The sequence below is a fragment of the Pseudomonas sp. 21615526 genome (assembly GCF_013386245.1).
GTDB lineage: Bacteria > Pseudomonadota > Gammaproteobacteria > Pseudomonadales > Pseudomonadaceae > Aquipseudomonas.
This window is the reverse complement of record NZ_JACAOM010000041.1, coordinates 14,368-39,669: the sequence shown is the minus strand read 5'-3', so window position 1 is coordinate 39,669 and position 25,302 is coordinate 14,368. Positions and strand designations below refer to the sequence as shown.

General features: G+C 60.9%; 23 protein-coding genes. 12 read left to right on the top strand and 11 right to left on the bottom strand.

Features of this window, described 5'->3' with window-relative positions:
• Positions 1–121 precede the first annotated feature (121 nt).
• The 5 genes from HX786_RS14205 (at position 122) to HX786_RS14185 (ending at position 6,301) form a co-directional block, all read left to right on the top strand.
• Positions 122–598, top strand: a complete 477-nt coding sequence (locus tag HX786_RS14205) for a carboxymuconolactone decarboxylase family protein (RefSeq protein WP_003217021.1) — start codon at positions 122–124, stop codon at positions 596–598.
• The gene (locus HX786_RS14200; RefSeq protein ID WP_087693842.1) at positions 591–1,031 is read left to right on the top strand and encodes a GNAT family N-acetyltransferase; all 441 of its coding nucleotides are present in this window, start codon (positions 591–593) and stop codon (positions 1,029–1,031) included. Before HX786_RS14205 ends, HX786_RS14200 begins: the two co-directional genes overlap by 8 nt.
• On the top strand, positions 1,028–1,651 hold the full coding sequence (locus tag HX786_RS14195; protein WP_102605240.1) for an FMN-dependent NADH-azoreductase: 624 nt from the start codon (positions 1,028–1,030) through the stop codon (positions 1,649–1,651). The genes HX786_RS14200 and HX786_RS14195 overlap by 4 nt, the downstream gene beginning before the upstream one ends.
• Before the next feature lie 59 nt (positions 1,652–1,710).
• On the top strand, positions 1,711–2,859 hold the full coding sequence (locus HX786_RS14190) for a MalY/PatB family protein (RefSeq protein ID WP_102605241.1): 1,149 nt from the start codon (positions 1,711–1,713) through the stop codon (positions 2,857–2,859).
• Positions 2,860–2,953: 94 nt separating this feature from the next.
• Positions 2,954–6,301, top strand: coding sequence for a hypothetical protein (locus HX786_RS14185; protein WP_178912251.1), 3,348 nt, complete (start codon positions 2,954–2,956; stop codon positions 6,299–6,301).
• Positions 6,302–6,448: 147 nt separating this feature from the next.
• Here HX786_RS14185 and HX786_RS14180 read toward each other — a convergent pair whose 3' ends face one another.
• Positions 6,449–6,664: a molybdopterin-binding protein gene (locus tag HX786_RS14180; RefSeq protein WP_003217010.1), complete on the bottom strand. Its 216-nt coding sequence runs from the start codon at positions 6,662–6,664 to the stop codon at positions 6,449–6,451.
• 413 nt (positions 6,665–7,077) lie between these two features.
• Between HX786_RS14180 and HX786_RS14175 the strand changes: the two genes are divergently transcribed.
• From HX786_RS14175 to HX786_RS14165, 3 genes are read left to right on the top strand one after another with little or no spacing between them, the layout of a single operon-like run.
• Positions 7,078–8,049, top strand: a complete 972-nt coding sequence (locus HX786_RS14175; protein WP_177051391.1) for an aliphatic sulfonate ABC transporter substrate-binding protein — start codon at positions 7,078–7,080, stop codon at positions 8,047–8,049.
• Positions 8,050–8,059: 10 nt separating this feature from the next.
• Positions 8,060–8,893, top strand: coding sequence for an ABC transporter permease (locus HX786_RS14170; protein ID WP_087693846.1), 834 nt, complete (start codon positions 8,060–8,062; stop codon positions 8,891–8,893).
• A 2-nt stretch (positions 8,894–8,895) separates the two neighbouring features.
• Positions 8,896–9,609 (top strand): ABC transporter ATP-binding protein, encoded by a 714-nt coding sequence (locus HX786_RS14165; protein WP_177019626.1) that lies wholly within the window; start codon positions 8,896–8,898, stop codon positions 9,607–9,609.
• Positions 9,610–9,741: 132 nt separating this feature from the next.
• Here the strand turns inward: HX786_RS14165 and HX786_RS14160 are convergent, their stop codons facing one another.
• From HX786_RS14160 to HX786_RS14150, 3 genes are all read right to left on the bottom strand, one after another.
• Positions 9,742–10,677, bottom strand: a complete 936-nt coding sequence (locus HX786_RS14160; RefSeq protein WP_178912250.1) for a FecR domain-containing protein — start codon at positions 10,675–10,677, stop codon at positions 9,742–9,744.
• Positions 10,674–11,192: a sigma-70 family RNA polymerase sigma factor gene (locus tag HX786_RS14155; protein WP_178912249.1), complete on the bottom strand. Its 519-nt coding sequence runs from the start codon at positions 11,190–11,192 to the stop codon at positions 10,674–10,676. The genes HX786_RS14160 and HX786_RS14155 overlap by 4 nt, the downstream gene beginning before the upstream one ends.
• Before the next feature lie 84 nt (positions 11,193–11,276).
• Positions 11,277–11,897 (bottom strand): LpxA family transferase, encoded by a 621-nt coding sequence (locus tag HX786_RS14150; protein WP_177081531.1) that lies wholly within the window; start codon positions 11,895–11,897, stop codon positions 11,277–11,279.
• Positions 11,898–12,011: 114 nt separating this feature from the next.
• Here HX786_RS14150 and HX786_RS14145 point away from each other — a divergent pair, with 114 nt between their 5' ends.
• A complete protein-coding gene (locus tag HX786_RS14145) occupies positions 12,012–12,977 on the top strand; it encodes a threo-3-hydroxy-L-aspartate ammonia-lyase (protein WP_178912248.1) in 966 nt (321 codons plus the stop codon).
• Positions 12,974–13,351, top strand: coding sequence for a RidA family protein (locus HX786_RS14140; RefSeq protein ID WP_178912247.1), 378 nt, complete (start codon positions 12,974–12,976; stop codon positions 13,349–13,351). Before HX786_RS14145 ends, HX786_RS14140 begins: the two co-directional genes overlap by 4 nt.
• 1 nt (position 13,352) lies before the next feature.
• On the opposite strand, the gene HX786_RS14135 is transcribed toward HX786_RS14140, so the two are convergent.
• The gene (locus HX786_RS14135) at positions 13,353–13,979 is read right to left on the bottom strand and encodes a transcriptional regulator (RefSeq protein WP_003212543.1); all 627 of its coding nucleotides are present in this window, start codon (positions 13,977–13,979) and stop codon (positions 13,353–13,355) included.
• A 57-nt stretch (positions 13,980–14,036) separates the two neighbouring features.
• On the opposite strand from HX786_RS14135, the gene HX786_RS14130 reads away from it, so the two are divergent.
• Positions 14,037–15,146: a DSD1 family PLP-dependent enzyme gene (locus HX786_RS14130; RefSeq protein WP_177067357.1), complete on the top strand. Its 1,110-nt coding sequence runs from the start codon at positions 14,037–14,039 to the stop codon at positions 15,144–15,146.
• A gap of 104 nt (positions 15,147–15,250) precedes the next feature.
• On the opposite strand, the gene HX786_RS14125 is transcribed toward HX786_RS14130, so the two are convergent.
• From HX786_RS14125 to HX786_RS14115, 3 genes are all read right to left on the bottom strand, one after another.
• Entirely contained in the window at positions 15,251–16,834 is a 1,584-nt protein-coding gene (locus tag HX786_RS14125) for a nuclease domain-containing protein (RefSeq protein ID WP_178912246.1), read from the bottom strand.
• A 2-nt stretch (positions 16,835–16,836) separates the two neighbouring features.
• On the bottom strand, positions 16,837–19,095 hold the full coding sequence (locus HX786_RS14120; protein WP_178912245.1) for an McrB family protein: 2,259 nt from the start codon (positions 19,093–19,095) through the stop codon (positions 16,837–16,839).
• 76 nt (positions 19,096–19,171) lie between these two features.
• Complete coding sequence (locus HX786_RS14115) at positions 19,172–19,828, bottom strand: hypothetical protein (protein WP_177039958.1); 657 nt, start codon at positions 19,826–19,828, stop codon at positions 19,172–19,174.
• Between the two features lie 256 nt (positions 19,829–20,084).
• On the opposite strand from HX786_RS14115, the gene HX786_RS14110 reads away from it, so the two are divergent.
• On the top strand, positions 20,085–21,011 hold the full coding sequence (locus tag HX786_RS14110; protein ID WP_178912244.1) for a pyridoxal-phosphate dependent enzyme: 927 nt from the start codon (positions 20,085–20,087) through the stop codon (positions 21,009–21,011).
• Positions 21,012–21,125: 114 nt separating this feature from the next.
• Here the strand turns inward: HX786_RS14110 and HX786_RS14105 are convergent, their stop codons facing one another.
• The 3 genes from HX786_RS14105 to HX786_RS14095 are packed head-to-tail and all read right to left on the bottom strand — an operon-like array spanning position 21,126 to position 25,293.
• Entirely contained in the window at positions 21,126–22,736 is a 1,611-nt protein-coding gene (locus HX786_RS14105; protein ID WP_178912243.1) for a GMC family oxidoreductase, read from the bottom strand.
• A 27-nt stretch (positions 22,737–22,763) separates the two neighbouring features.
• On the bottom strand, positions 22,764–23,981 hold the full coding sequence (locus HX786_RS14100) for a mandelate racemase/muconate lactonizing enzyme family protein (RefSeq protein WP_178912242.1): 1,218 nt from the start codon (positions 23,979–23,981) through the stop codon (positions 22,764–22,766).
• A 1-nt stretch (position 23,982) separates the two neighbouring features.
• Complete coding sequence (locus tag HX786_RS14095) at positions 23,983–25,293, bottom strand: nitrate/nitrite transporter (RefSeq protein WP_178912241.1); 1,311 nt, start codon at positions 25,291–25,293, stop codon at positions 23,983–23,985.
• Between the last annotated feature and the right edge of the window lie 9 nt (positions 25,294–25,302).

The window sequence follows — 25,302 nt, the reverse complement described above, 5'->3', positions numbered from 1 at the left end:
CACAGTGAATCAGCCCTGAAGTCTGATCTTGTCCCAACCCGCTTGTCCATTCTTGGCCCTATTGAGCCGGCGACCCGGCCGCCACACTGACGGCATCACTTCACAAAACAAGGAGCACCCCATGCAACACCGTCTCGACTACGCCCTGGCGGCGCCCGTCGGCTACAAGGCCCTTGGCTCGGTGCACAGCTACATCCACGGCTGCGGCCTGGAGAAGGAATTGATTGACCTGGTGTACCTGCGGGTCTCGCAACTCAACGGCTGCGCCTACTGCCTGGACTCACATTCGCGCGACCTGCTCAAACAGGGCGTGAGCCTGGAAAAGCTGATGCTGCTGGCCGCCTGGCGCGAAGCGTTGCCGTTGTTCAGCCCGCGTGAACGCGCCGCGTTAGCTTGGGCCGAGTCGGTCACCCAGGTCGCACAAACCGAGGTGCCGGACGAACACTATGCCGAGGCCAAGGCCCTCTTCGATGACAAGGAAATTGCCGACCTGACCCTGGCTATCGCCCTGATGAACGCCCTGAACCGCGTCGCCATCAGCTTTCGCAAAGTCCCTGCCGCCGTAAAAGCGCACATGGAGCACGGCAACCATGAATGACTCTGTTGAGTTTGTGCACATCGAAAGCGACGCCGACTGCCTGGCCTGCTTTGCCGTCATGCAGCAACTGCGGCCAAAGCTCGAAGACCCACACGCCTTCGTCCAGCAGATCCAGCGCCAGCGCGAAACCGGCTACCGCCTGCTGGCCGCCCGGGAAAACGGCCAGGTGCTGGGCCTGGCCGGTTATCGCCTGACGGAAAACCTGCTGTATGGGCGCTTTATCTACGTCGATGACCTGGTGGTGGACGCCTCCCTGCAACGCCGACGCCTGGGTGCGCGCCTGCTGGACGAGGTACGCCAGCACACCCGCCGCCTGGGCTATCGCTACCTGGTACTGGACACCGGCATGCACATGGCCCTGGCCCAACGCTTCTATTTTCGCCAGGGCCTGCTGCCACTGGGGATGCACTTTTCACAGGACCTCGACCAATGACCCGCGCCCTGCTACTGAGCTTCAGCCCCCACGGCAAGGCCGCCCAGACCTTCCGCCTGGCCCGCGCCCTGCTCCGCGAACAGGCACCCGAGGCCGAAGTGGTCGAACGCGACTACGGCGGCCAGGGCTTGCCGGCGCTGACCCGGGAATACGCCAACGCCCTGACCACGCCCGGCGGCCTGAGCGGCCCGGCAACCGAGCGCTCCGAGCAACTGATTGTCGAGCTGGAAGCCTGTGACCTGTTGATCATCTGCACCCCCGTGCACAATTTCACGGTGCCGGCGGCCCTCAAGTGCTGGATCGACCATGTGGTGCGCATCCACCGCAGTTTCACGGTGAATCCGCAGTTTGAGAAAGTCGGCTTGCTCAAGGACCGGCGCACCTTTGTACTGGTCAGCTCCGGCAGTTCGCGAAAAAACCGCGAGCCCGACTTCCTCACGCCCTACCTGCAGGCGATCCTTGGAACCGTGGGCATTCACGCGGTGGATTTCGTCTATCTGGGGGCCATGGTGCGTGGCGCAGCCGCCGTGCAGCGCAGCCTGGAACAGGCCCACACGCAGTTGGCCGAGGCATTTGACCGGCAAGCGGGCGCCCGGGCGGCAATCAGCGCTGGCGCGTAAAATTAATGGCGCTAGAATCAGCGCCATTTCTACGCCCGCCTCCCTGATACGAGCCACCCATGAGCTTTGATTTCGACACGATCCACTCCCGCCTCGGCACCGGCAGCACCAAGTGGAGTCGTTACCCGCAAGACGTTCTGCCGATGTGGATTGCCGACATGGACATCGCCGCACCACCGGCTGTGCTTCAGGCGCTGCACCAGCGCCTCGGTCAACAGATCCTCGGCTACAGCGTGGCCTGCGATGGCGTGCGCGAGGCGATCGTCGCCGACCTGTGGGCCAAGTACGCCTGGCGCGTACAGCCGGATGAGTTGCTGTTCCTGCCGGGGGTCGAGCCTGGTTTCAACATGGCGCTGCACGCATTTGTGCAGCCCGGCCAACCGGTGGTGTTACAAACCCCCAACTATCGCCCGATCCGCCTGGCGCCCGGCCACTGGAACCTGCCGAAGATCGAAGTGCCATTTGAGCTGAGCGCCGAAGGCGAGTACCTCACGCCGTTGCCGGCAATGCGTGAAGCCCTCACCGGCGCCGGGGCGCTGCTGTTGAGCAACCCGCACAACCCGATGGGCAAGGTCTTCCCCCGTGAGGAACTGCTGGCCGTGGCCAGCGCCTGCCTGGACCAGGGTGCACTGATCGTCTCCGATGAGATCCACGCCGAGCTGTGCTTTGACGGCCGCCGGCATATTCCCACCGCCAGCCTCAGCCCCGAGATTGCCCAGCGCACCATCACCCTGATGTCGGCGAGCAAGGCGTATAACGTCGCCGGGTTGAAGACCTGCTTCGCGGTGATCCAGAATCCCGAGATCCGCGAGCGCTTCAACCAAGCCCGCTGCGGCATGGTCGACAGCGTCAGCCCCCTGGGCCTGGAAGCCACGCGTGCGGCCTACAGCGACTGCGGCGACTGGCTGCAGGCGCTGGTGGCCTACCTGCAAGCCAACCGCGATTACCTGCTGAACGCCGTGCAAACCCGCCTGCCCGGCGTGGTCATGCATGCGCCCCAAGGCACCTACCTGGCCTGGCTGGATTGCAGCGCCCTGGGCCTGGACGACCCGCAACGGTTCTTCCTCGAACAGGCCAGGGTCGGCTTGAGCGCCGGGATTGAATTCGGCGATGACAGCCAGCAATTCGTGCGCCTGAACTTCGGCTGCCCACGGGCCATGCTGGAAGAAGGCATCGCCCGTCTGGAACGCAGCCTGCGTCACCGTTAAGGCGCAATTCACAACTTTTCGCAACGACCGCCGAACCCCTGCTGTTACTGTTTTTGCCGATTCGTCCCACCGGTAACAGCAGGAGTTCCATGGCATGACGACCCAGCCGCTCAACCGCTCGACCGACCCCAAAGCCCTTCCTCTCACACCGCCCAAGTCCGGCGCGGCGTTCCACGTGCTGCTCAAGAACAGCGCCAACAACAAGAAGGTGGAGGCCGGCGACAAAACCGCGCAAGGGCTCGCTGCCAGCAAGGAACAAGGCTATGAACTGGCCGCCAAGGACGCCGCACCGCCCACCACCCTGGGGGACTACAAGGCCATCGGCCCGGCGGACGAAGTCGGCCCCGGCCTGATCCGCTATGAAACCCAGGACGGCAAGAAAGTCATCGTCAGCGAAAAAGACAGCCCCGAGCTGTTCAAGCAAGTCAGCGCCGACTTCAAGGCACTCTCCGGCGTCAACGCCAGCGAAGCTGCCGGCTACCAGCGCCTGGGCGGCGACGCCACGGCCCCGGAAAAGCTCGGTGATTACAAATCCCTCGGCCCGCCCGACGAAACCGGCCCCGGCGTGATTCGCTACGAGACCCAGGACGGCAACAAGTTCGTCATCAGCCAACGCGACAACCCGGAGGCCTTCCAGAAAGCCAAGGAAGCCTATGAAAGCTTCACCGGCCTGGGCAGCAGCGAAGACGCCGGCTATAAGCGCGCCAGCGACAACGAAGTGTGGCCGCCCTACGCCGGCACCACCGTCGGCCCCAAGGATGAAGTGGGCCCCGGCCTGATCCGCTTTGAAAGCAATGGCCAGAAAATGGTCGTGGTCCGCGACGACAACCCCAAGCTGTTCGACTACCTGGCAGGCTTGCACGAGGTCTACACCAACCCCGACAAAAACGCCGCCGTGGAGTCCGCGCTCAACGACGGCTCGACCCTGGCAGACGCCAATACCAAGGCGCCGGAGCTGAACGACTACAAGGGCTTCGGCTGGATCGAAGGCCAGCAAGGCAATGTGCTGACCTATGAAACCCACGACGGCACCAAGGTCGTCGTATCGGCCGACGTCAGCCCGGAACTGTTCAAGAGCGTGGCCACCGCCCAGGACACCTGGAGCAAGATCCACTCCAGTGAAGACGCCGGCTACAAGCTGGCCGGGCCGAATGACTTCCTGAAGAACGCCGAGATCACCTTCGGTTCCCCCGACGAGCTGGGGGACGGCCTGATCCGCTATGAAACCAGCGAAGGCAAGGTCATCGTCTCCAAGGAGCTCAGCCCGCAGCTCTACGACGAAGTGGTGGCGAAATGGGAAGCCTGGAGCGCCGGCACCGTCGACGAGACCCGCGCCAAGTACAACCTGCCGAGCAACGATGAGCTCGACGTGCTCAACCTCGACACCGGCGTGCATGCCGACAAAGACGACGACAAGTCGCCGACCCAGAGCGTCAGCGAACTGGCCACCACCGAACTGATCGACACCTACCGCGCCGGCGTCAAGGACGGCTCGATTCCCAAAGACGACCCACGGGCCAAACTGGTCCGCGCCCTGGAAGCCCAGGCCGCCTACCAGAACGGCCATGGCATCACCGGCTACGAAGAATCCAAGCGCCCGTTCAACACCACCTGGCGCGAGTTCGATGACAAGCAGACCGAGCTCACCTCCGCCGACATGCACGACATCATCGACGGCAAGGCAGTGCAGGAGCAGATCGGCGAGTTGTTCAAGGACCCGACGGTGCAGGCCGACTACAAGACCAAGATGGACGACGCCATCAGTCACCTGCCCAACAAGGACGAGATCAAGCAGAAGCTTCTCGACCTGACCAGCAACCCCGACTATGTGCTGTACCTCAAGGACCTGCAAAAACAGGGCAAGAGCCACGAAGCCCAGCAGGACCTGAGCAACACCCTGACCTCGCTGTCGCTGTTCGACCCGGAAGCCGCCACCAAGGCCGCGCAGAATATCCAGGCCGACGGCCTCACCACCGACCTCAACGAGATTCTCTCGGACCCGAGCAAGATCTCCGACGACAACAAGGAGCTGGCCACCAAGGACCTGTTCGGCCTGCTCAAGGGCGTGCTCAAGGGCAACCTGCTGGACCTGCCGCGCCGCAGCCAGGAAGTGCTGGAGAAATTCCTCAACGAAGGCCTGGAGGGCAAGGAGAAATCCTCGGCCGTGACCAAGGCCCTGGAAGAGCTCGGCGACGTCTACAAGAACAGCGGCACCATCAGCGAAGCCGACGTGAAAACCGCCCTGAGCAAACCGTATATCCCGGTGGCGGATCGCGGCATGCTCGGCGAAGTGTTCAACACCCTCAACAGCAAAGGCATCCTCGGTTCGATGGGCGCCGGCGTCAGCCTGTTCTCGGGGATTTACCAACTGGTGGGCAAAGGCGGCAAGCTCGGCGAAACCCCGGCCCAACGCATGACCATCGCCAAGGACTTCCTGAGTTTTGCCGGCGGCGCCAGCCACTTCGTCAAGCTCGGTGACAAGATCGGCGAAGCCCTGGGCAAGGGCGGCCTGGTGGACTTCCTCGGCCTGGACAAGACCCTGCCGGAAATCTGGGGCAAGGAAGGGGCGGCCGGCAAAGTCATCGACTTCAGCAAACCCACCGAAATCGACTCAAAGGTCAGCAAGGAAATCGCTGCGGCCCTGGACGCGGTTCCCGACAGCCAGTACGACGGCGTGGCCAAGCTGTTTGGCGAGGGCGACAAGGCGGTAACCGAAGCCACCGAAGGCCTCGCCACTCACCTGGATGACGGCCTCAAGGCAGCCGGTGCGGCCAAGCTTGGCGCCTCCCAATCGGCGAAGATCGCCGGTTCCGTGATCAAGGTGTTGGGCCCGGCGACGGACATTGCCGGTGGTTTTGCCGACATTGTGCTCGGCGCCCTGGCGATCAAAAGCGGCGTGGACAGCAAAGACCCGTTGGCTCAGGCCGCAGGTGGCTTGCAAGTGGCGGGCGGTGCGTTCGGCGCGTCGGCCGGGGTATTGGGTGCGGCGGCGCTGTTTGGCGCAGGCACGGCGGCGGCGCTGACCGGGCCGCTGTTCCTGGTGGGCGTGGTGTTGGCGGTGGTAGGCGGAATCATCGGCTACTTCGTCGACCACAATAAAAAACAGAAGGCTACCGAGAAGGAAAACGACTGGTACCGCGACCTGGCCGGCGACGGTTTGCTGCAGGACAACTGGGCGGACAAGGTCGAATACGCCCACTACGAGATACACCACTACCACGGCCGCGACACGCCGACCGATGACAGCCTGTTCCGCTTCCAGCAATCGGAGTGGGAGCATTTCGACTCCACACCACAAAGCGGCGGCTCGTCGAGCAACCGGCTGGATGGGGATTTGCACAAGGACTACAAGGACCCAAGCGAAACGCCCAAGGCACTGCCGGATGCTTCGGATGAGAAGCCTGGGTCCCGGCCATCAGGAGGCGGACCTCGACTCAACTAACCCTCCAACGGCTGTATGCAAAACAAAATGTGGGAGCGGGCTTGCTCGCGAAAGCGGTGGATCAGTCATTGTAGATGTCGACTGTCACACCGCATTCGCGAGCAAGCCCGCTCCCACATTTGGATTGGGTTCACAACTGGATTGCAGTCACAGCTTGGCGATCGACACTTCAGTCGACTTCACAAAGGCAATCACTTCACTGCCCACCTTCAATTCCAGGTCACGCACCGAGCGTGTGGTAATCACCGACGTCACGATCCCCGACGCGGTTTGCACGTCGATCTCGGACACCACTTCGCCGATCAGGATTTCCTTGATCACGCCTTTGAACTGGTTGCGCACGTTGATCGCTTTAATGGTCATGTCGGCTTTCCTTTGGTCTGTTGGGTCAATCCGCACGAATGCGCAGGCACTCAAAGTGCCCTATTCGTGAAACCAACAAAAGGAATATATAACTCTTTATTTATTCCATAAAAACATATGCAAGCTGTTGCACAGCCAACAGTGATTCAACAAAGTGCCCGCCTCCCCACTCCCAACCACTCCCCACGTAGCAGCTGTCGAGCCCAAGCGAGGCTGCGTCAGCGGTCTGTCTGACACACCGCGAACGCAGCCTCGCTTGGGCTCGACAGCTGCTACGCCAGGGTGTTGCCCTGCCCTGCAAAGACGCTGGCACAGAGACTGCATATTCCTATAACGCATGATGGAACATGCCATATGAATTTTCTGAATATAAGAAAAGCCTTCTCTTATCCCGCCTTGTCCGGAGCTGTTCCATGAAACCCTTCTTCAATACCCTGTTGGGCGCCTGCGCCCTCGCCTTCAGCCTGCAACCCCTGGCCCATGCAGCGGAAACCGACCCTGCGCAAGTCAACCTGGACTACGCCTACTACTCCCCGGTGAGCCTGGTGCTCAAGCACTTCGGCTGGCTTGAAGAAGCGCTGCCGCAAACCAAGGTCGGCTGGGTGTTGAGCCAGGGCAGCAACCGTTCCCTGGAATACCTCAACAGCGGCGGCGTCGACTTCGCCTCGTCCGCCAGCCTGTCGGCGGTGCTCAGCCGGGCCAATGGCAGCCCGATCAAGTCGGTGTATGTGTACAGCCGCGCCGAGTGGACTGCACTGGTGGTGCGCAAGGACTCGACGTTCAACAGCGTCAGCGACCTCAAGGGCAAGAAAATCGCCGCCACCAAAGGCACCGACCCGTACCTGTTCACCCTGCGCAGCCTGCAGAAAGCCGGCCTGAGCAAGGACGACGTGGAGCTGGTGCACCTGCAGCACCCGGACGGCCGTACCGCGCTGGAGAAAGGTGATGTGGACGCCTGGGCCGGTCTCGACCCGCACATGGCCGCCAGCGAAATCCAGGCGGGTTCGCGCCTGCTGTACCGCAACAAGGACTTCAACAGCTACGGCGTGGTCAGCGTGACCGACAAATACGCCAAGGAGCATCCACAGACCATCGCCAAGGTGCTCGGTGCCTATGAAAAAGCCCGCAACTGGGCGGTGAAACACCCCGACGAATTCGCCAAGCTGCTGGCCGACGAATCCGGCCTGCCCCTGGACGTGGCCAAGCTGCAATTGTCGCGTACCGACCTTAGCAGCCCATTGCTCACTGCCCAGGACGTGGTGTCGTCCAAGGCGGCCGCGCCGATCCTGGTGTCGGAAGAACTGGTGCGCCGTGGGGTGAATGTGGATCAGGTGATCGACCAGTTGATCGACCCAAGCTTTGGCCAGGCTTTGCCTCGTCCATAAGGGGAGCGTCATGAGCAGCAAAAGCGAAACCCTGCCCGTCGCACTCGCGCCAACGCTCACCGTGCAGCGCAGCGCCTGGCCGCGGCGGCTCAAGGGCCTGGCGTTGCCGGTGTTGATCCTGGTGATCCTTGAAGTGGTGGTGCGCATCGGCTGGCTGCCGTCCTACCAGATGCCGGCGCCCAGCGAGATCGCCGTGACCCTCACCGACCTAGCCGAAGGCGCGCTGTGGAAACACATCAGCGCCAGCCTGTTGCGGGTGCTGCTGGGGTTCACCATCGGCGCCGGCCTGGCCCTGGTGTTTGCCGCCTGGGTCGGCTTGAGCCGCGAAGCCGAGGCGTATCTGGAGCCGACCTTCGCCGGCCTGCGCTCGATCCCGAGCCTGGCCTGGGTGCCGCTGTTGCTGCTGTGGCTGGGCATTGATGAGACCTCGAAGATCGTGCTGATTGCCATCGGCGCGTTCTTCCCGGTGTACCTCAATGGCGTCGCGGCCATTCGCGACATCGACCGCAAGCTGGTGGAAGTCGGGCAGATGTATGGCTTCAGCCGCACGCGCCTGGTGCGTCGCATCCTGTTGCCTGCCGCCCTGCCCGGCCTGTTCACCGGCTTGCGCAGCGGCCTGAGCCTGGCGTGGATGTTCCTGGTGGCGGCCGAGTTGATCGCCGCGACCAAGGGCCTGGGTTACCTGCTCAGCGATGGCCGGGAAACCTCACGGCCCGACATTGTGCTGGCGGCGATCATCGTGCTGGCGCTGCTGGGCAAGATCAGCGACGGCCTGTTGGCGGCCCTGGAAAAACGCTGCCTGGCCTGGCGCGATACCTTCAACGGCCAAGGCCCGGAGAATTGAGCATGAGTGAAGCGCTACTGGACATTCGCGTCGAGCGGAAAAACTTCGGCGCGACGACGGTGCTGACCAACGTCCATTTGGCCTTGCAGCCGCGGGAAGCCGTCAGTTTGCTGGGCCCCAGTGGCTGCGGCAAAAGCACCTTGCTGCGGATCGTCGCCGGGCTGGAAAAGGACTATCAGGGGGAACTGCTGCAAGGCGGTGGTGAGGTCGCGTTTGTATTTCAGGAGCCACGGCTGATGCCGTGGCTGACGGTGGAGCAAAACATTGGTTTCAGCGATGACGTTGGCTATGACAAGGCCTGGGTCGCGCAGTTGATCGATGAGGTGGGGCTTACGGGTTTTGGCCAGGCGTTGCCCAAGGCGTTGTCTGGCGGGATGGCGCAACGGGTGGCGATTGCTCGCGGGCTGTATTCACGGCCGCAGGTGCTGTTGCTGGACGAACCGTTCAGCGCGGTGGATGCGTTTACCCGCATGAAGCTGCAGGACCTGCTGCTGCAATTGGCCGAGCACCACGGGATCGCCCTGCTGTTGGTGACTCACGATGTGGACGAGGCGCTGTACCTGAGTGACCGGGTGTTGGTGATGGATAACCGGCCGAGCAGTATTCGCCAGGAGCTGGCGGTGGAGCTGGTGCATCCGCGGGATCGGCGGGATCCGCTGTTGGCGCGGCTCAAGGCACTGGCGTTGACTGAGCTGCAGCGGGCGCATGTGATCTGAAAGGCACGTGTTGAGTCCGCCCAAAATCAAAAGCTAAAGCGGGCACGGTNNGTTAACGATGACGCGGGCATCCTGATTCAACGCGGCGCTCTCAGGTTCTTCGCGAGCAAGCCCGCTCCCACAAGGATCGCATCAAGCAGCCGATTTACGCGGCGTCAACGTCACCCAATACTGCGTACGGGACTGCACTTGCAGCGGCATCGTCGACGCCAGCAACGCGAGAATTCGATCGGTATCGGCCAACTGAAAACTCCCGGTCACCCGCAGCGTTTCCAGGCTCGAGTCCCAACGCATCACCCCTGGCCGATACCGCTCCAGCTCCCGCAAAAAATCACCCAACAGCTGGTTCTGCGCAGTCAGCACACCGTCGCGCCAACCCAATTGCAACGCATCAAACCCCACCGCAGCGCCCATCCCCGACGCCTGCAACCGTGCCTGCTGCCCCCCCTGCAATGTCGCCACTTGCCCACGCAGGTCCTGCACCTGCACCGCGCCCTTCAACACCGACACCAAACACCCGGAAGACAACTGCCGCACACACACTTCAGCCTGGCTGACGATCACCTGGCCATAACGCGTCTGCACCGTCAGCGCACCAGCCCCCGGCACCGTCAACGCCATCTCCCCTTCCACCAGCGTCACACGGCGCCGGGCCGTATCCACGTCCACCGCGCTCGCGGTATTCAGTTGCAGGCTGCTGCCATCCAACAGCGGCACTCGCTTGCGTTCGCCAGTAGCGGTGTGCAGGTCGGCGCGCCACACGTCGATAGGCAATTGCCGGCTGAGCAACCACGCGGTTGGCAACAACGCGGCGACGCCCAAGGCACGCTTGAGTACTGCACGCCGTCCCGGTTGCGGACGATCAAGGCTGGCCATGGCCAACGCTGGCGGCAAGTCGGTAAACCGCTGGCGCAGCGATTGGGCTTTTTGCCAGATCTGCTCATGCTGGGGATGGCTGTCACGCCACTGCTGCAGGCGGGCGTGATCACGTTCGGTGGCGCTGCCGGATTCCAGCAACGCCAGCCACTGCGCCGCCGCCCGGGCGAGATCCGGCGCAGCACGGCTCACAGTTCCACCAGCAGGCAATGCTCGTAAGCCTGGGCCATGTAGCGCTTGACCGTACGCTCGGACACCTTGAGCCGCTCGGCAATCTCCCGATAGCCGAGTCCTTCCAGCTGGCTCCAGAGAAACGCGCGGCGCACCACCGCCGGCAAACCGTCGAGCAATTCATCCAGGGCTTGTAGGGTTTCCAGCAGCAACCAGCGTTGCTCCGGCGACGGCACGCAAGCCTCCGGCAACTGCATCAACGCATTGAGATACGCCCGTTCCAGACTGCGCCGCTGGTGAAAATTCACCAGCAAGCGCTTGCCCACCGTCACCAGATAGGCCCGGGGCTCCTGCAATTGCGCAATCGGCTGCGCGCTGGCCAGCACCCGCAGGAACGTGTCCTGGCTCAGGTCGGCCGCATCCCAGGCGTTGCCCAAGCGGCGCCGCAGCCAGCTTTCGAGCCAGCTGCGGTGGTCGCGGTACAACGTGTGAAGGCTGGGTTCAGCGAGGTGCGTCGGCACTACAGCATCATTCATGGCAAGTAACCTGCGCGGCGCGAGTCAGTCTCAAATGAGATTCATTCTATTTAATAACCCGCCGGCATACCACGTTCTTTTCGACTAACCGTTGCCCACTTCTCCATCGAACAGTTGACCGCGCCCCACCACACGACCTGAACCGAGCACCGCACCCGGCGCCAGCACGCCATTGGCTCCCACCCGGCACTGATCCCCAAGCAGCGCGCCAAACTTGTCACAGCCGGTGCGCTGCAACTGCCCGTCAATGCGCACCTGCACTTCCTTGTCGTCACGCTCGTTCCGGTAGTTGGCCACGATACTGCCGGCCTCCAGGTTAACCCCACGGCCCAATACCGAATCACCGACAAAGTTGAAATGCGCCAGCTTGCTGCCGCTGAAGACAAAGGACGTCTTGAGCTCTGCACCCGGTCCGAAGATGCAATATTCATCCACCCAGCAACCGCCGCGAAGGTAGGCACCGGCAGCGATAAAACAGTGGGCGCCGATGATCAGCGGCGCTTTTAAAACAGCGCCCGCCTCCACGACCGCAGTACGGTGCACGGCAATCTCGTCATGAATCTCATAGTCATCATCAGAAAGCCCCGCCAGCAATTTGCGAACGATTTCCGGCGCCTGGGTCACCAACTCCCACGGCGCAAGATCCACCCAGGGTGCCAGCGGCGAACGGGAAAAATCAGCGATGTAATCGGTCAGTCGAATCAACGTCGAGCCCTCTACAGATCAGAGAAGCCCGAAACGCTAGCATGAAATGCAACTTTACAGTTTGTATAGATATGGATATTTTATCCATCTAACGAAATTCGAGAGGTCCCTCCCATGCCACCGTCTTCCTACCATGACGTAATCAAAGCCGCCGAGCGCCTGGAAGGCTTCGCCCACCGCACGCCGGTGTTCACCTCGCGTACCCTCGATGCCGAGACCGGCGCCCAGGTGTTTATCAAGTGCGAAAACCTGCAACGCACCGGCTCGTTCAAGTTTCGCGGCGCCTTCAATGCGCTGTCGCGTTTTGATGAGCAGCAGCGCAAGGCTGGCGTCGTGGCGTTTTCCTCGGGTAATCATGCGCAAGGCATCGCGCTGGCCGCGCGGTTGTTGCAGATGCCGGCAACCATCGTGATGCCCACCGACGCCCCCGCCGCGAAGGTCGCCGCTACCCGGGAATACGGTGCAAGGGTGGTGTTCTATGACCGCGTCACCGAAGACCGCGAGCAGATTGGTCGCACACTCGCCGAGCAACACGGCATGACCCTGATCCCCTCCTTCGACCACCCGGACGTGCTGGCCGGCCAGGGCACTGCCGCGAAGGAGCTGCTGGAGTTCACCGGCCCGCTGGACGCGCTGTTTGTCGGCCTGGGTGGTGGCGGCATGCTCTCCGGCACCGCGCTGGCCACCCGTGCGCTGGCGCCCGATTGCCTCTTGTACGGGGTCGAGCCCGAAGCCGGGAACGACGGCAAGCGCTCCTTCCAGAGCGGCAGCATCGTGCACATCGATACGCCCGTCACCATCGCCGACGGCGCCCAGACCCAGCATTTGGGTCAGCACACCTTCCCGATCATTCGCGAGCAGGTCACTGACATTTTCACTGTCTCGGACGCCGAATTGGTGGCCTCGATGAAGTTCTTCATGCAGCGCATGAAGATGGTCGTGGAGCCCACCGGCTGCCTTGGCCTCGCGGCCCTGCGAAACCTCAAGCATCAGTTCCGGGGCCAGCGCGTGGGCGTCATCGTGACCGGCGGCAACGTCGACCTCCAAACGTATGCGCAGTTGCTGAGCGCTCCACAATGAACTTCGTCCACACCCCCGCGGCCTCGGCGCCTGCCGGGCACTACTCCCAGGCCGTAAGCCATCAGCGCACGCTGTACATCTCCGGTCAATTGCCGGTGAGCCCTGACGGGCGTCATAACCTCGAGGCTTCGTTTGCCGAACAGGCTCAAGTGGCCCTGGACAATCTGTTGGCGATTTTGAAGGCCGCAGGCGGCTCACCCGCAGACCTGGTGAAAGTCACGGTGTACGTGGTGGGGGTAAAACACTGGCCTGAATTTGATGGCTTGTACGCCGCTGCGCTGGGAGATCACCGCCCGGCCCGCGCGGTGGTGCCGGTGCCGGAACTGCACCACGGCTATCTGATTGAAATCGAAGCCGTGGCGCGCTCGGCATAGGTCATTTGGCGTAGGTGTAGACCGCCGCCCGCGAGACCCCAAGGTGTGAGGCAACCGTTTCCATGGCACGCCGGATGTCCATCACGCCGGCTTCTTTCAGCTCTTGCATCAGCAGGCGCCGGTCGGCGGCCTTGAGGGCTCGTGGGGTGGTCGCCAGGCGTGCGGCGAACTGGTCGATGCGCGCACGAATGGCGTCCGCACCGGACGGGTCGAGAGACTCGGCGGGCCGATCGCCGCTGACCGAGCCGAACTGTTCCAGCATGCCCTGCAAGCCACGGAACAACGAGAGGTCGACGTTCATGCACAAGGCCGCCACGTACTTGCCGGTGGAGTCCTTGATGCCGATGGAAGTGCTCTTGACCTGACGCCCGTCGGCGAACTGGTTCTGGTAGTTGGCGATCACCTGCGGGTACTCGGGATCGGCAATCCGCGCCAGGCCCAGCTCGGTGGCCGGGTCACCCGGCTGGCGCCCGGAGAGGTTGTTGTGGATGGCCATGATTGCGTGCTGCGGGTCGCGCAGGTCGTGCAGCACGACCTCGCAAAACGGGCTGAAGGTCTTGCTCAGGCCTTCGGCAATCTGTTCGAGCTGGCTGATCAAGGCCGCTTGTTCGGGAGTGTGTTTTTTCATTCAGACAACATATCCAGTGCTGGATAGACCGTCAATTTACCTTTTGGAGTGTGCACGATGGAAACCCCGACAGCTTTGCTGGATGTGAGCCGGATGCAGCGCAATATCCTGCGTATGCAGCAGCGTGCCGATGACTTGGGTGTGAGCTTGCGGCCCCATGTGAAGACCCATAAATGTGCCGAGGTGGTGGCGGCGCAAATCGCTGCCGGGGCCACGGGGATTACGGTTTCGACGTTGAAGGAGGCCGAGTATTTTTTCGACCTCGGCATTCGGGACGTTCTGTATGCGGTGGCGATGGCGCCGCATAAATTGCCTCAGGCGTTGGCGTTGCGTCGTCAGGGGTGTGCGCTGACGCTGATCACCGACAGCCTTGCCGGGGCCCGGGCGATTGTCGAGTTTGGTGCGCTGCAGGGTGAGGTTTTTGCGGTGCTGATTGAGATTGACTGTGATGGGCACCGGTCCGGGGTGAAGCCTCAGGATCCGCTGTTGCTGGAGATCGCCAGGCTGCTGTATGGCGGCGGGATGCTTGCCGGGGTGTTGACTCATGCCGGGGAAAGTTACGGGCTGGATACGCCTGAGGCGTTGCGGGCGATTGCCGAGCAGGAACGGGCGCGCTGTGTTGCAGCGGCCGAGGTGATTCGGGGGGCGGGGTTGCCTTGCTTGCAGGTGAGTGTGGGTTCGACGCCCACGGCGCTGTCGGCGGTGAGCCTGGAGGGTGTGACTGAGCTGCGGGCTGGGGTTTATGCGTTTTTTGATTTGGTGATGCATAACGTTGGGGTGTGCCGCATTGATGAGCTGGCGTTGAGTGTGCTGACTACGGTGATCGGGCATCAGGTGGAAAAGGGCTGGATCATTACCGACGCGGGGTGGATGGCGATGAGTCGGGATCGTGGGACGCAGTCGCAGAAGCGGGATTTTGGTTATGGGCAGGTGTGTACCGAGGGTGGTGAGGTGATCGAGGGGTTGCTGGTGGGCAGCGCGAATCAGGAGCATGGGGTGGCTTGGTTCGACGGGGTGGCGGTGGATGTGGTTGAGCGGTTTCCGCTGGGGACGCGGCTGAGGGTTTTGCCTAACCATGCGTGTGCTACGGGGACGCAGTTCGGCAGCTATGGCGCGCTGCTGGAGAATGGTGAGGTGCAGGTTTGGGAGCGGTTGCGGGGGTGGTAGATCCAAGGCCTCAAACGAGAGCGGGAAAAGTCTTCGTTGTCAGAATGTCGGATCAGCGTCAGGACTTGCGCAGATCGAAGAGGTCTTAAACGCTGGTATTGTGGTTACTGGACCTCAGTGTGTGAAGTGATAGCCGGTCCCAACAGGCCATGAAGCAATTCGCCCAGCGTATTGAGGTCCTCCCCAACACCCAGCGCCACGACGCCAACCCCGTATGTATCCCTGTACTGTGTGGTTTCCAATGAAGGTACTCCGCCCTTTTTTGGTACGAGTAACAACGTGCAATCAGGACCCCGGTCTTGCCAGCGCAAACTGTCCCTATAGATATGCGCGGATTGCATTGCATCCAGTACGCCATAGCGGCTGGCTCGATACTTCGCATCCAGCACCAAAAAACGCTTCTGACCATGGGCCTCAAGGGTGATGACAATATCCGGGAAACGCTGCCGCGAAATACTGGCGAAGCCCCGGTTGGGTTTTTTATCGAATGCCGGGCAGCGGACCTGAAGCCATACATTGAGCTCGATATTGGGTGCGATTGCGTTGAAGGCAATGCATTCAGCTTTGTTCGAAACGCAATCCCTTTGCCAGACCATGTGTGAATAGCGCGCTTGCAAGGTTTTGACTACTTGGAGGTAACACCACCGTTCGTAGACTTCCCAGGTAGGACTCATCCAATGCCTTTCATCGCTCAACTCACCACCCACCCCATTACGCAGAGCGTGCCAGCCCACCCGATAAGCGCTTGCGTACAGTGGGTGCGCCGAAATAGCGTTCAACCCGGCCGATGAAATATGCGCCGTCTTTATTGATGTAAAGGGCTCACTGCGCGCAATTCGTCGCAGGTCATGCTGTAGGCGATTCAGGTACGCCATACGGCGCGCGAGCCTTGGCACCAGTAACGAACGAGCACCGTCCTGTTCCTTCTGCTCACTGAGCCGACTTAACCCCGCGATCACTTGCCCCGCGCGCCGAGCCACAGCGCGCAGAACCGCGCAGAGCGTCTGGTTCGCAGCATTATCAAGGTCGTTGAATACCGTCGAAACGTCAAAGGCAATGGGCCCGGGAGTACCGAAGTTGCTGGATTGCCCGTTCAACACCGGCAACATTGCAGGATTGCGCATAGCCTTGTGCACAGAGTATCGGTCCAGCCGTCTGACCTTGTTCAACCCCTGAATTGTCCGCTCTCGGCGCAGCCTCGTCAGTGGGCTTTTGGTCACCCTACGCATAGCCTTCAAAAATGCGTCGCCATAACAACGCAAGCGCGCGTATTGCAGATGCACATTCGTCACTTCACCTTGCACGCCGATCTGGCTTTTCGTGTATTCGGTCCCCATCAACAAACTTGGGTCGAAAGCCTGGATGTCGGCGATCATCCGCTCAAACGAAGCCTGTTCGAGTTTTTCGCCTTGTGGCGCTACAGACAGGCGATAAAGAGCGACAACGTTGCCGCTGACATCTGTGAGCTCAGCAGCGACTTCCCCCGCATAGAAGCCTGGCTCCCACACCCAGGCCATCTGTTGCTCATGCCGGCCGGCCGCCAGAGCGACGTCATCGACAAATAACTGGCCTGCCCCTTCGGGGATCAGAAAGACATAACGACCCTGCTCATGGAACCCTGAACACAGCTGATCCGGGCTGATGCTGAATAAGCGACCTGAGTGGTCAACGCAGACAATCTGCCCCATGCTTAACGCCAGAACCGGGCAGAACCCAGGTACTGGAGGTCTTCCAGCAACTCATGCATCTTGGCCTGCGATTGCGTAAGTTCATTCTGTTTGAGTACTACCTGCACTGCAGCAAACGCCCGTTGAATACGGGGCGAGTCCTCACCGCGCAGTTTGGGTAATACTTTGGAATAGATAGCCTGGTCCAACGCACTTTCAAAGTCGATAACGTTCCAGCGCAACGCCTCGCGGATATAGCCCATTACATCGCTGATCGTGCGCCAGCCGAAATGCAGCCTGACGGGACGAAGTGCTGCGACCAGATCCTTGAGTGCCTGCTGGACTTTGTGGGTCTGCTCGCTGGAAAGCGGACTATTTTTCCAACCAGGAAAGGCGTCCACGTCAATATCCCAGAACTCAATCACGCAGGCACGATCAAGCACCTTGTCGCTGAGTCCATGGGTGGTTTCGTCCATATTGACGGTACCGATGATAAAGAGGTTCGCGGGGTAGTCGAGGCTGGCTGGAATCCCATTAATCTCGACGCCTTGGGCGTGCAACTCGATCCGGTCACCGGTTTCCATTGCCGACAACAGCGGTGCGAGGTACTGCTCGGGGTGCGACAGATTCATTTCGTCCAGGACCACAGTGTAGGCACGGTCTGGATCTGCACTGGCACACAACAGAAAATCAAGGAGCGCCGTCCGCACATAGACTTCATTATTAATCGGGTTAATGTATCCCAACAAGCAAGACGGATCGTGCCAACCCGGTTGTACCGCAACGGTCAGCAAACCCTGCGCGGGATCTTTTTCCCCGTGCCGTAAGCCCAATGCATAACCTCGGGCCAGCAGTGTTTTCCCAGCACCGCTCAACCCCGTCAATACGGCAAGATGACGACGGTGATGGCTCCACAGGCCGGCATCGAGCTGGCCTATGAGTTCAGGGCGCAAGACAATGTTGTCGTCGAAACTCTCAAGAATCTCTCCCAGTTTCGGACGGTTGATATAGCCTTGGTAGTCGGGCGAGGTTTCTTGTGGCACCAGTACCGGGTCCCCTCCGAGCAAACCTGGAACCCAATGAATACGTTCGGCCCAAGTCAATCCACGCTCGGTCAACTGCAAGGTCTTGTCGGAGGCCAACTCAACAAGCTTCAGGCTGCGCAACCAGTTGATCAGTGAGCTCGGAACAAAGTTGCTGGTCCAGCCTGGATTGACCTTTTGTAGTTCCAGCGCCAGGGCCTTTACAGTCAAAGGTTCCTGCATCAATAGATAGAGCATGTTGTCGAACCCGAGAATACGCGTTAACAACCAATCGCAGAAATCATCCGGGTCGCCAGACTCAAGGAAACTTTCGCCTCTTGGCGTCAGGTAAAGGTTGTCTCCGTCAGGCCGCAATACACCCCACTCCGCAATCAACGCATTGATTTGAGTGTTGAGGGTGCCGGTTACATGGCCGGGGTTAATTGAATGCATGTGCTCACGGAAATCTTCGCGCGTGCAGCCTTCACGAGCAAACTCGATCATTGAACGAATGGTTGATGAGCCCCCACCAATAGCCAACATGCCACGGCGCCGACGATCTGCAGGTAATGGGTTGAGGCGCTCCTCTCCGGTAGCCAGGTCTGATACCTCTGTCGCCTCCAACTCCGCCTTTTGGACGTGATTGACGTACAACAACCAAGGCACGGTCATATGCTCAACAAAAAATTGCGTCAGCCCTGGGCCAGGATCGTCAAGAACCCCCTTCAATCGCGCCATTACCCAGCGTTGCTCCGACAGGCCATGCCCCAGGGGACCGTCAAACCCCATCGCGATAGCCAGCTCGTGGAGCTTTCGGAAATTGGTAATAGTCGTGAAGTATTCAGGACAAATAGCCGCGAGCAACCGACATAACTTCAGCAAAGGCCGGCGCTTGACCTTGAGCTCTACCAAGGCAAGTACCTGTGACCAAGTGGAATCAATCAACATCTCCACGGCATCAGGGAGCAACACTCGATAGGTTGACTTTAGCTGCCATAAGAGCTCGGCGATTTGCCCATCGGCTGCCACCAATGAAATGTCGACACTGCCCATGCCTGTGGCTGAAATAGCCCGGCTGTCCCAAAGCATTCGCTGAAATGCCTCACTGGTGAACTCATCGTGATCCGACTCGCGCACTTTTTCGAGCAAGACCATCAGTCGATTACGCCACTCCTGATTTCCAGGTTGGGTGCGCGTTTGCTCAAGCGCGCTTTTACAAGCGGCTTTCAGCTGGGTGTCATCTTTCAAATCCAACAACATTGGCTTAGCTCTCCGAAGCCACTAGGTCTTTTTACGGCTGAACGGGCGTGAATCGTTAAAGCACAAAGCGTCCGTCTCAGACTTGCAAACTGAAACCAGCAGGAGGACAAATAAGCGTCACCATTTTGTCGGCCTTTCTACGGTAATCATCACCCGCCCACACGTATGCCTTGATCCAGATTGTCATGCTGTCGTATTGGAAACGGATACAACTCTGATCATCAAGGTACTTGTTGGAACGTGCGACCTGTTCCTCACGCTCAAATACAGTAATTACCAAGCCAACGCGGTAGTCCTTGCACGCATCCTGTTGAGCTTTGGCGTTACGCATATCCGCAGTTGAGAACCGGTAAAACTCGTTGCGCTCCAAGTCCAGCTCAGTGCGCACGGCGTCACGTTCCTGACTGTAAGGATGGCTGTGAAAGTCTCCGAGAAAACGCAGTTCCGGAAAGAATGATTCGACGAAGGTATTTTTCAAGGTATAGGCATCGTCGCGGGCAGTAACGGAATCCCCCGTGCGGTGAGCGGCAGTCGATACATTTGCCTGGCTGATACGGTACACGGTCTCGTTCATACTGGTTGAGCTGAGATGGCCCCACAGATAACCAAAGGTCTCCAACTTGATCCCGGTACCGTCCAGATCGGCAGAGTGATCAACGCGGTAAGCCTCCAGCGCAGAAGTGGCAATCGTAAAAAAGGCTTGTTCGGACAGTGATACCAGGCAATTGGACATGGATCTACTCGTGTCAGTCGGTGAGATCGACACAAGGGAGGCGTGAAAAAACTCCCGCTACATGACCATCCTTGTGTCGAGCATTGCGCAATGGCCATAGAAGCCATCCAGGGGCGATAAGGTAACCGATCACCGAGCGAAGACAAAGCCATTTGCCACTATCACACACCGCAAGCAACTTAACCCAACCAGCCTAGCTCAGATACAGCACGTGGCCTGATATATGATGGGTACTCGACCGATCAGGAAATGACCAATGCTGCCGATTCGCACCCCGTTGATCCTGCACCCCGGCTTGTCCACCGCTACCCGGCGGGTCTGGCTGAAGCTCGAGAACCTGCAACCCTGTGGCTCGTTCAAGTTGCGCGGGATGACCACGTTGTGTGCCTACGCGGCCAGCCAGGGCAAGACCACCGTGGTGTGCCCCTCCGGCGGTAATGCCGGGTTGGCAACGGCCTTTGCGGCGCGGAGCTTGGGGTTGCAGGCGCGAATCGTGGTGCCCTCCACCACCCCCGAAGCCACCCGTGCGCGCATCCGCCAGGCTGGGGCCGAGGTGGTGGTGCACGGTGATCTGTGGGATCAATCCAACGAACTGGCCCTGCAACTCGCCGAAGCGCCGGACGCGTTGTATGTGCCGGCCTTTGATCACCCGCTGTTGTGGGAAGGCCACAGCAGCATGATCGATGAGATTCTCGAGGACTGCCCTCAGGTGGGCGCCATCGTGACCTCGGTGGGCGGCGGTGGACTGCTCGCGGGCGTTCTGACGGGCCTGGAGCGTCATGGGCGGTTCGGCTGCAAGGTGATTGCGTGTGAAACGGCGGGCGCGGCTTCGTTTGCTGCTGCCGTAGAGGCTGGAAAGCCCGTGCGGCTGGCGAAGATCGATACCGTGGCCAAGTCGTTGGCCGCGACCCAGGTGGCGGCGTGGCCGGTGCAGCATATCGGCAGGTTTGCCCATCAATGCGTGGTGTTGAGTGATGCCGACGCGATGATGGGCGTGGCGCGGTACGCCGATGATTTACGCCAGTTGGTGGAACCCGCATGTGGGGTTTCGTTGGCCGTGGCGTATCTGAAGCATGGGGCGATTGCCGGGATTGAGGATGTGGTGGTGATTGTGTGTGGTGGGGTAAGCATCAGTGCGGAAACGGTTGCCCAGTGGCAGAACACGGTCTCTCTACCGAATTAAATCCCCCTGTGGGAGCGGGCTTGCTCGCGAAGGCGGTGGTTCAGTCGACATATCCAGCGCCTGACACACCGCCTTCGCGAGCAAGCCCGCTCCCACATTTTATCGGTGGTGCACTCAGGCATCCTGCAGGACCAGATCCGCACCCTTCTCCGCCACCATCAACACCGCCGCATGGGTATTGCCCGAGGTCACGTTGGGGAAAATCGACGCATCGACAATCCGCAGCCCTTGCATCCCGTGCACCTTCAGGCGCTTGTCCACCACCGACACCAGCGGGTCCGAGCCCATGGCGCAAGAGCCACACAGGTGATAGATCGAGCCGCTGTTCTCGCGGAAGTACTGCAGCATCTGCTCATCGGTTTGCACCGCCGGCCCCGGCAATACCTCGGCCACCGTCACGCCCTTGAGCGCCGGCGCCTGCATGATCTTGCGCATCAGCCGGCTGCCCTGGATCACCTCGTCGATGTCCTTTTGGGTGCTCAGGTAGTTGGGGTCGATCAAGGCCGCGTCCCGTGGGTTTTTCGAGGCGATGCGGATCGTCCCGCGGCTGGTAGGCCGGCACGGGTTGAAGCACAGCAGGAAGCCTGAATACGGCTCGGGCTTGAGGCTGGCCTTGTTGTTTTTCGGGATCTGGTACGACAGCGGGTTGAAGTACAGCTGCAGATTGGGGTGCGCCTGCCCTTCGTTGCCGCGAAAGAACCCGCCGGCCTGGTTGACGCTCATGGCCAGCGCGCCCTTGCGGGTCAGCAGGTATTTGAGGCCGAGTTTGACCTGGCCAAACAGCGAGCTGAGCTGGTCGTTCAAGGTCGGGATATTGGCCTTGTAGTAATAACTGGCGCAGAGGTGGTCCTGCAGGTTCTGCCCCACTGCAGGCAGGTCCTTGACCAGCGGGATGTTGTGTTCGGCGAGCAATTGCTTGTCCGCCACACCCGACAGTTGCAGGATCTTCGGCGTATCCACCGCCCCGGCGCACAGGATCACCTCCTTGCGCGCGGTAAAGGTGCGAACCACGCCGTGCTGGGTCACGCTGATGCCGGTGGCGCGCTGCTGATCGTCGAACAGCACGCGGTCTACCAGCGCATGCAACTCCACGGTCAGGTTCGGCCTACCCAACGCCGGGTGCAGGTGCGCAAAGCTGCTGGAGCAGCGCTCACCGTTGCGGGTGTTGACGTCGTAGAGGCCCGCACCTTCGAAGTTCGGCCCGTTGAAGTCATCGCTCAGGCCATAGCCCAATTGCTCGCAGCCCTTGAGAAATACATCGCAGATGGCGTGAGTCTGGCCCTTCATCGGGGTGATGCTGATGGGGCCGCTGCTACCGTGGTATTCGGTGTCGCCCAGGGGGTGATTTTCCAGCTTGCGGAAGTACGGCAGCACGTCCTTGAAGCCCCAGCCGTCGTTGCCATTAGCCGCCCAGTCATCGAAATCATGGGCCTGGCCGCGCACGTAGATCATGGCGTTGATCGAGCCGGAACCGCCCTGCACCTTGCCCCGCGGGGCATAGATGGCACGGTCGGCCAGCTGTTTTTGCGGCTGGCTGTAGTACATCCAGTTGAAGGTCGGGTTGTAGTACATCTTGGCGAAACCGACCGGGATCTTGAACCACCAGGAGCTGTCCTTGCCGCCGGCTTCCAGCAGCAATACCGAATGCTCGCCCGAGGCGGAGAGTCGGTTGGCCAGGACGCAACCTGCGGCGCCGGCGCCGGCGATGATGTAGTCGTATGTCATTCACGGTTACCGCATAAGTCGTTTTTTTTAGCCCTTGGCGGGCGAAGTGTCTTTCACGTCAGCAGGCGTGGGCGCCATTTGCAGGTGCAGCCGCTCGCCGGTGTACGGCGTGTGCTTGCGCACCACGTCCATGTTCAGCTCCACCCCAAGGCCCGGCTCGGTGGACGGGATGATGTAGCCGTCCTCCCATTGCAGCGGCTTGGTCAGCACTTCGGCATGGAAGCCGCCCCAGGTCATGATGCTTTCCTGGATCAGGAAGTTCGGCGTGCACGCGGCCAACTGGAAACTCGCCGCTGCGCCGATCGGTCCGTTGTACAGGTGCGGGGCGATCTGCGCGTAGTAGGCCTCGGCCATGCTCGCGATTTTCTTGGCTTCCAGCAGGCCGCCGCAGCGGGCCACGTTCATTTGCAGGATCGATGCACCACCGGCCTGCAAGAGCTTGAAGAACTCGTACTTGGTGGTCAGGCGCTCGCCGGTGGCGATGGGAATGCTGGTCTTCGCCGCGACCTGGGCCATGGCCTCTTCCTGGCCTGGTGGCACCGGTTCTTCGAACCACAGCGGGTCGTATTTCTCCAGGCGCTTGGCCAGGCGAATCGCCGACGACGGCACCATCTGCCCGTGGGTGCCGAACAGCAGGTCGCACTTGTCGCCCACCGCCTCGCGAATCTTGCGGCAGAAGGTTTCGCAGCGTTCCAGCACTTCCAGGGAGATCTGGTGGCCGGAGTACGCGGTGTACGGGCCTGCCGGGTCGAACTTCACGGCGGTGAAGCCCTTGTTCATGTTCTCGATCGCGCATTCGGCGGCCAGGTCCGGGTCGTCATAGTCGTACTCGCCCTTGCTGTTGACCGGGTACAGGTAGGTGTAGGAACGCAGGCGCTCGTTGACCTTGCCCCCCAGCAACTCATAGACCGGCTTGTTGGCGGCCTTGCCGATGATGTCCCAGCAGGCCATTTCCAGGCCGCTGACCACGCCCATCATGGTCAGGTCGGGGCGCTGGGTGAAGCCGCTGGAGTACGCCTGGCGGAAGAAGCGCTCGATGTGGTGCGGGTCGTGGTTGAGCAGGTAGCGCTCGAACACGTCCTCGATGATCGGCAGCATGGCCTTGGGGCCGAAGGTGGCGGCGTAGATCTCGCCCACGCCTTCGATGCCGCAGTCGGTTTTCAGTTTGACGAACAGCCAATACATGCCGCCGATGTGCGGCGGCGGTACGGCGACAATATGGGTTTCAAGGGCGACGATTTTCATCTCAGGCACCTGTCTGGTTGAATTTTTTACGATTGATCCGGGCGCGCAAGGTCAGGGCCGCGAGGGTCCCGAGCACGCCGATGAAGGCGATGTAGCCGAAGTACAGGTTGTAGCCGACCCGCCCCGGGTATGTGTCGGTGAGGTAGCCATTGATCAGCGGGATAAAGGTGTCCGGCAGGTAACCCACCACCGAGACGATGCCGATGGCCAGGCCGGTGATGCGCAGCGGGATGTCGCAGCTGTCGAGGATCGCCCAGTACAGGCCGCGAATCGCGTAGGTCATCAGGCCGATAAAGATCACCGTGCCGATCAGCAAGCCGAGGCTGCCAATGGCCGGGAACACGATCAGGCCGACCATCGCCAGGGTCACCAGCATCAGCGCGACGATCAGCACCGAGATGTTCGAAAACTTGTCCCCCAGCCAGCCGCCGCCGATCCCGCCGATGGGTCGCATCCACAACTTGATGGTGGTGATGGTGCCGGCCATCACGGCGGTCATGCCGCTGCCTTGCAGGTAATCGGAGAAGCTGTAGGTGGCCCAGAACATGTGGTAACCGCAGAACACGATGGCGGTCACCAGCCACAGCTCGGGGATTTTCACCAGGGTGGTGAGGTCGGCGATCAGGTTGAACTTGCCCTTCTCCACCGCCGCAGTTTCGGCCATGGACTTGGGGTCCTTGAGCAGCACCAGCACACAACCAATGGCGATACACACGAACGAATACAGGTACACCACGTGCTTGAAGCCTTCGGCCGCAGTTTGGCTGCGGGTCTCGGTGGCGTAGGCGAACAGCCCCAGGGCCACGGTCGCCAGCAAGGCTTCCACCAGGCCACGGCCGCCGTCGAGGATGCCGAAGAAACGGCCCTGCTCACTGTGATGGGCGATCATCTTCACCCGCTTGAGCACCGAAGCCCAGAAGGTCAGGCCGGTGGTCAGGCCCCAGCAGCCGAAGATGATCATCAGGCCGGTCATCGACGGCACAGTGGAGTACCAGATACCCAGGGCCCCGGTGGCCACCAACGAAAAGAAGATCAGGAAGCGTGGCGGCAGGCGATCGGCCAACCAGCCGCTCGGCAGGTAGCTGAGCAGGAAGATCGTACCGAGCATCGAGTACAGATAACCCAGCTGGCTGTGGTTGATCTGGAACACCTCGAGCATGGTGGTCTGGTAGACCTGGCGCAGGTAGAGGATCGGGTAGATCGCCCCGGCAGCCAATACCAGCAACATCAATTGGAAGTAGCGACTGGCTTTGTCGCTTTTAGCCGCGGACACGGCATCGAAACCCTGGGCAACGGGTGCAGGCTTGGACATCTTGTAGAC

Bases quoted from the DNA above. Each gene is read 5' to 3' on its own strand.
- HX786_RS14205 (WP_003217021.1), top strand. From the start codon at position 122: ATGCAACACCGTCTCGACTACGCCCTGGCGGCGCCCGTCGGCTACAAG.
- HX786_RS14130 (WP_177067357.1), top strand. From the start codon at position 14,037: ATGGAAACCCCGACAGCTTTGCTGGATGTGAGCCGGATGCAGCGCAAT.
- HX786_RS14175 (WP_177051391.1), top strand. From the start codon at position 7,078: ATGAAACCCTTCTTCAATACCCTGTTGGGCGCCTGCGCCCTCGCCTTC.
- HX786_RS14120 (WP_178912245.1), bottom strand. From the start codon at position 19,095: ATGTTGTTGGATTTGAAAGATGACACCCAGCTGAAAGCCGCTTGTAAA.
- HX786_RS14095 (WP_178912241.1), bottom strand. From the start codon at position 25,293: ATGTCCAAGCCTGCACCCGTTGCCCAGGGTTTCGATGCCGTGTCCGCG.
- HX786_RS14110 (WP_178912244.1), top strand. From the start codon at position 20,085: ATGCTGCCGATTCGCACCCCGTTGATCCTGCACCCCGGCTTGTCCACC.
- HX786_RS14100 (WP_178912242.1), bottom strand. From the start codon at position 23,981: ATGAAAATCGTCGCCCTTGAAACCCATATTGTCGCCGTACCGCCGCCG.
- HX786_RS14190 (WP_102605241.1), top strand. From the start codon at position 1,711: ATGAGCTTTGATTTCGACACGATCCACTCCCGCCTCGGCACCGGCAGC.
- HX786_RS14105 (WP_178912243.1), bottom strand. From the start codon at position 22,736: ATGACATACGACTACATCATCGCCGGCGCCGGCGCCGCAGGTTGCGTC.
- HX786_RS14185 (WP_178912251.1), top strand. From the start codon at position 2,954: ATGACGACCCAGCCGCTCAACCGCTCGACCGACCCCAAAGCCCTTCCT.
- HX786_RS14200 (WP_087693842.1), top strand. From the start codon at position 591: ATGAATGACTCTGTTGAGTTTGTGCACATCGAAAGCGACGCCGACTGC.
- HX786_RS14170 (WP_087693846.1), top strand. From the start codon at position 8,060: ATGAGCAGCAAAAGCGAAACCCTGCCCGTCGCACTCGCGCCAACGCTC.
- HX786_RS14115 (WP_177039958.1), bottom strand. From the start codon at position 19,828: ATGTCCAATTGCCTGGTATCACTGTCCGAACAAGCCTTTTTTACGATT.
- HX786_RS14165 (WP_177019626.1), top strand. From the start codon at position 8,896: ATGAGTGAAGCGCTACTGGACATTCGCGTCGAGCGGAAAAACTTCGGC.
- HX786_RS14140 (WP_178912247.1), top strand. From the start codon at position 12,974: ATGAACTTCGTCCACACCCCCGCGGCCTCGGCGCCTGCCGGGCACTAC.
- HX786_RS14180 (WP_003217010.1), bottom strand. From the start codon at position 6,664: ATGACCATTAAAGCGATCAACGTGCGCAACCAGTTCAAAGGCGTGATC.
- HX786_RS14195 (WP_102605240.1), top strand. From the start codon at position 1,028: ATGACCCGCGCCCTGCTACTGAGCTTCAGCCCCCACGGCAAGGCCGCC.
- HX786_RS14155 (WP_178912249.1), bottom strand. From the start codon at position 11,192: ATGAATGATGCTGTAGTGCCGACGCACCTCGCTGAACCCAGCCTTCAC.
- HX786_RS14125 (WP_178912246.1), bottom strand. From the start codon at position 16,834: ATGGGGCAGATTGTCTGCGTTGACCACTCAGGTCGCTTATTCAGCATC.
- HX786_RS14135 (WP_003212543.1), bottom strand. From the start codon at position 13,979: ATGAAAAAACACACTCCCGAACAAGCGGCCTTGATCAGCCAGCTCGAA.
- HX786_RS14145 (WP_178912248.1), top strand. From the start codon at position 12,012: ATGCCACCGTCTTCCTACCATGACGTAATCAAAGCCGCCGAGCGCCTG.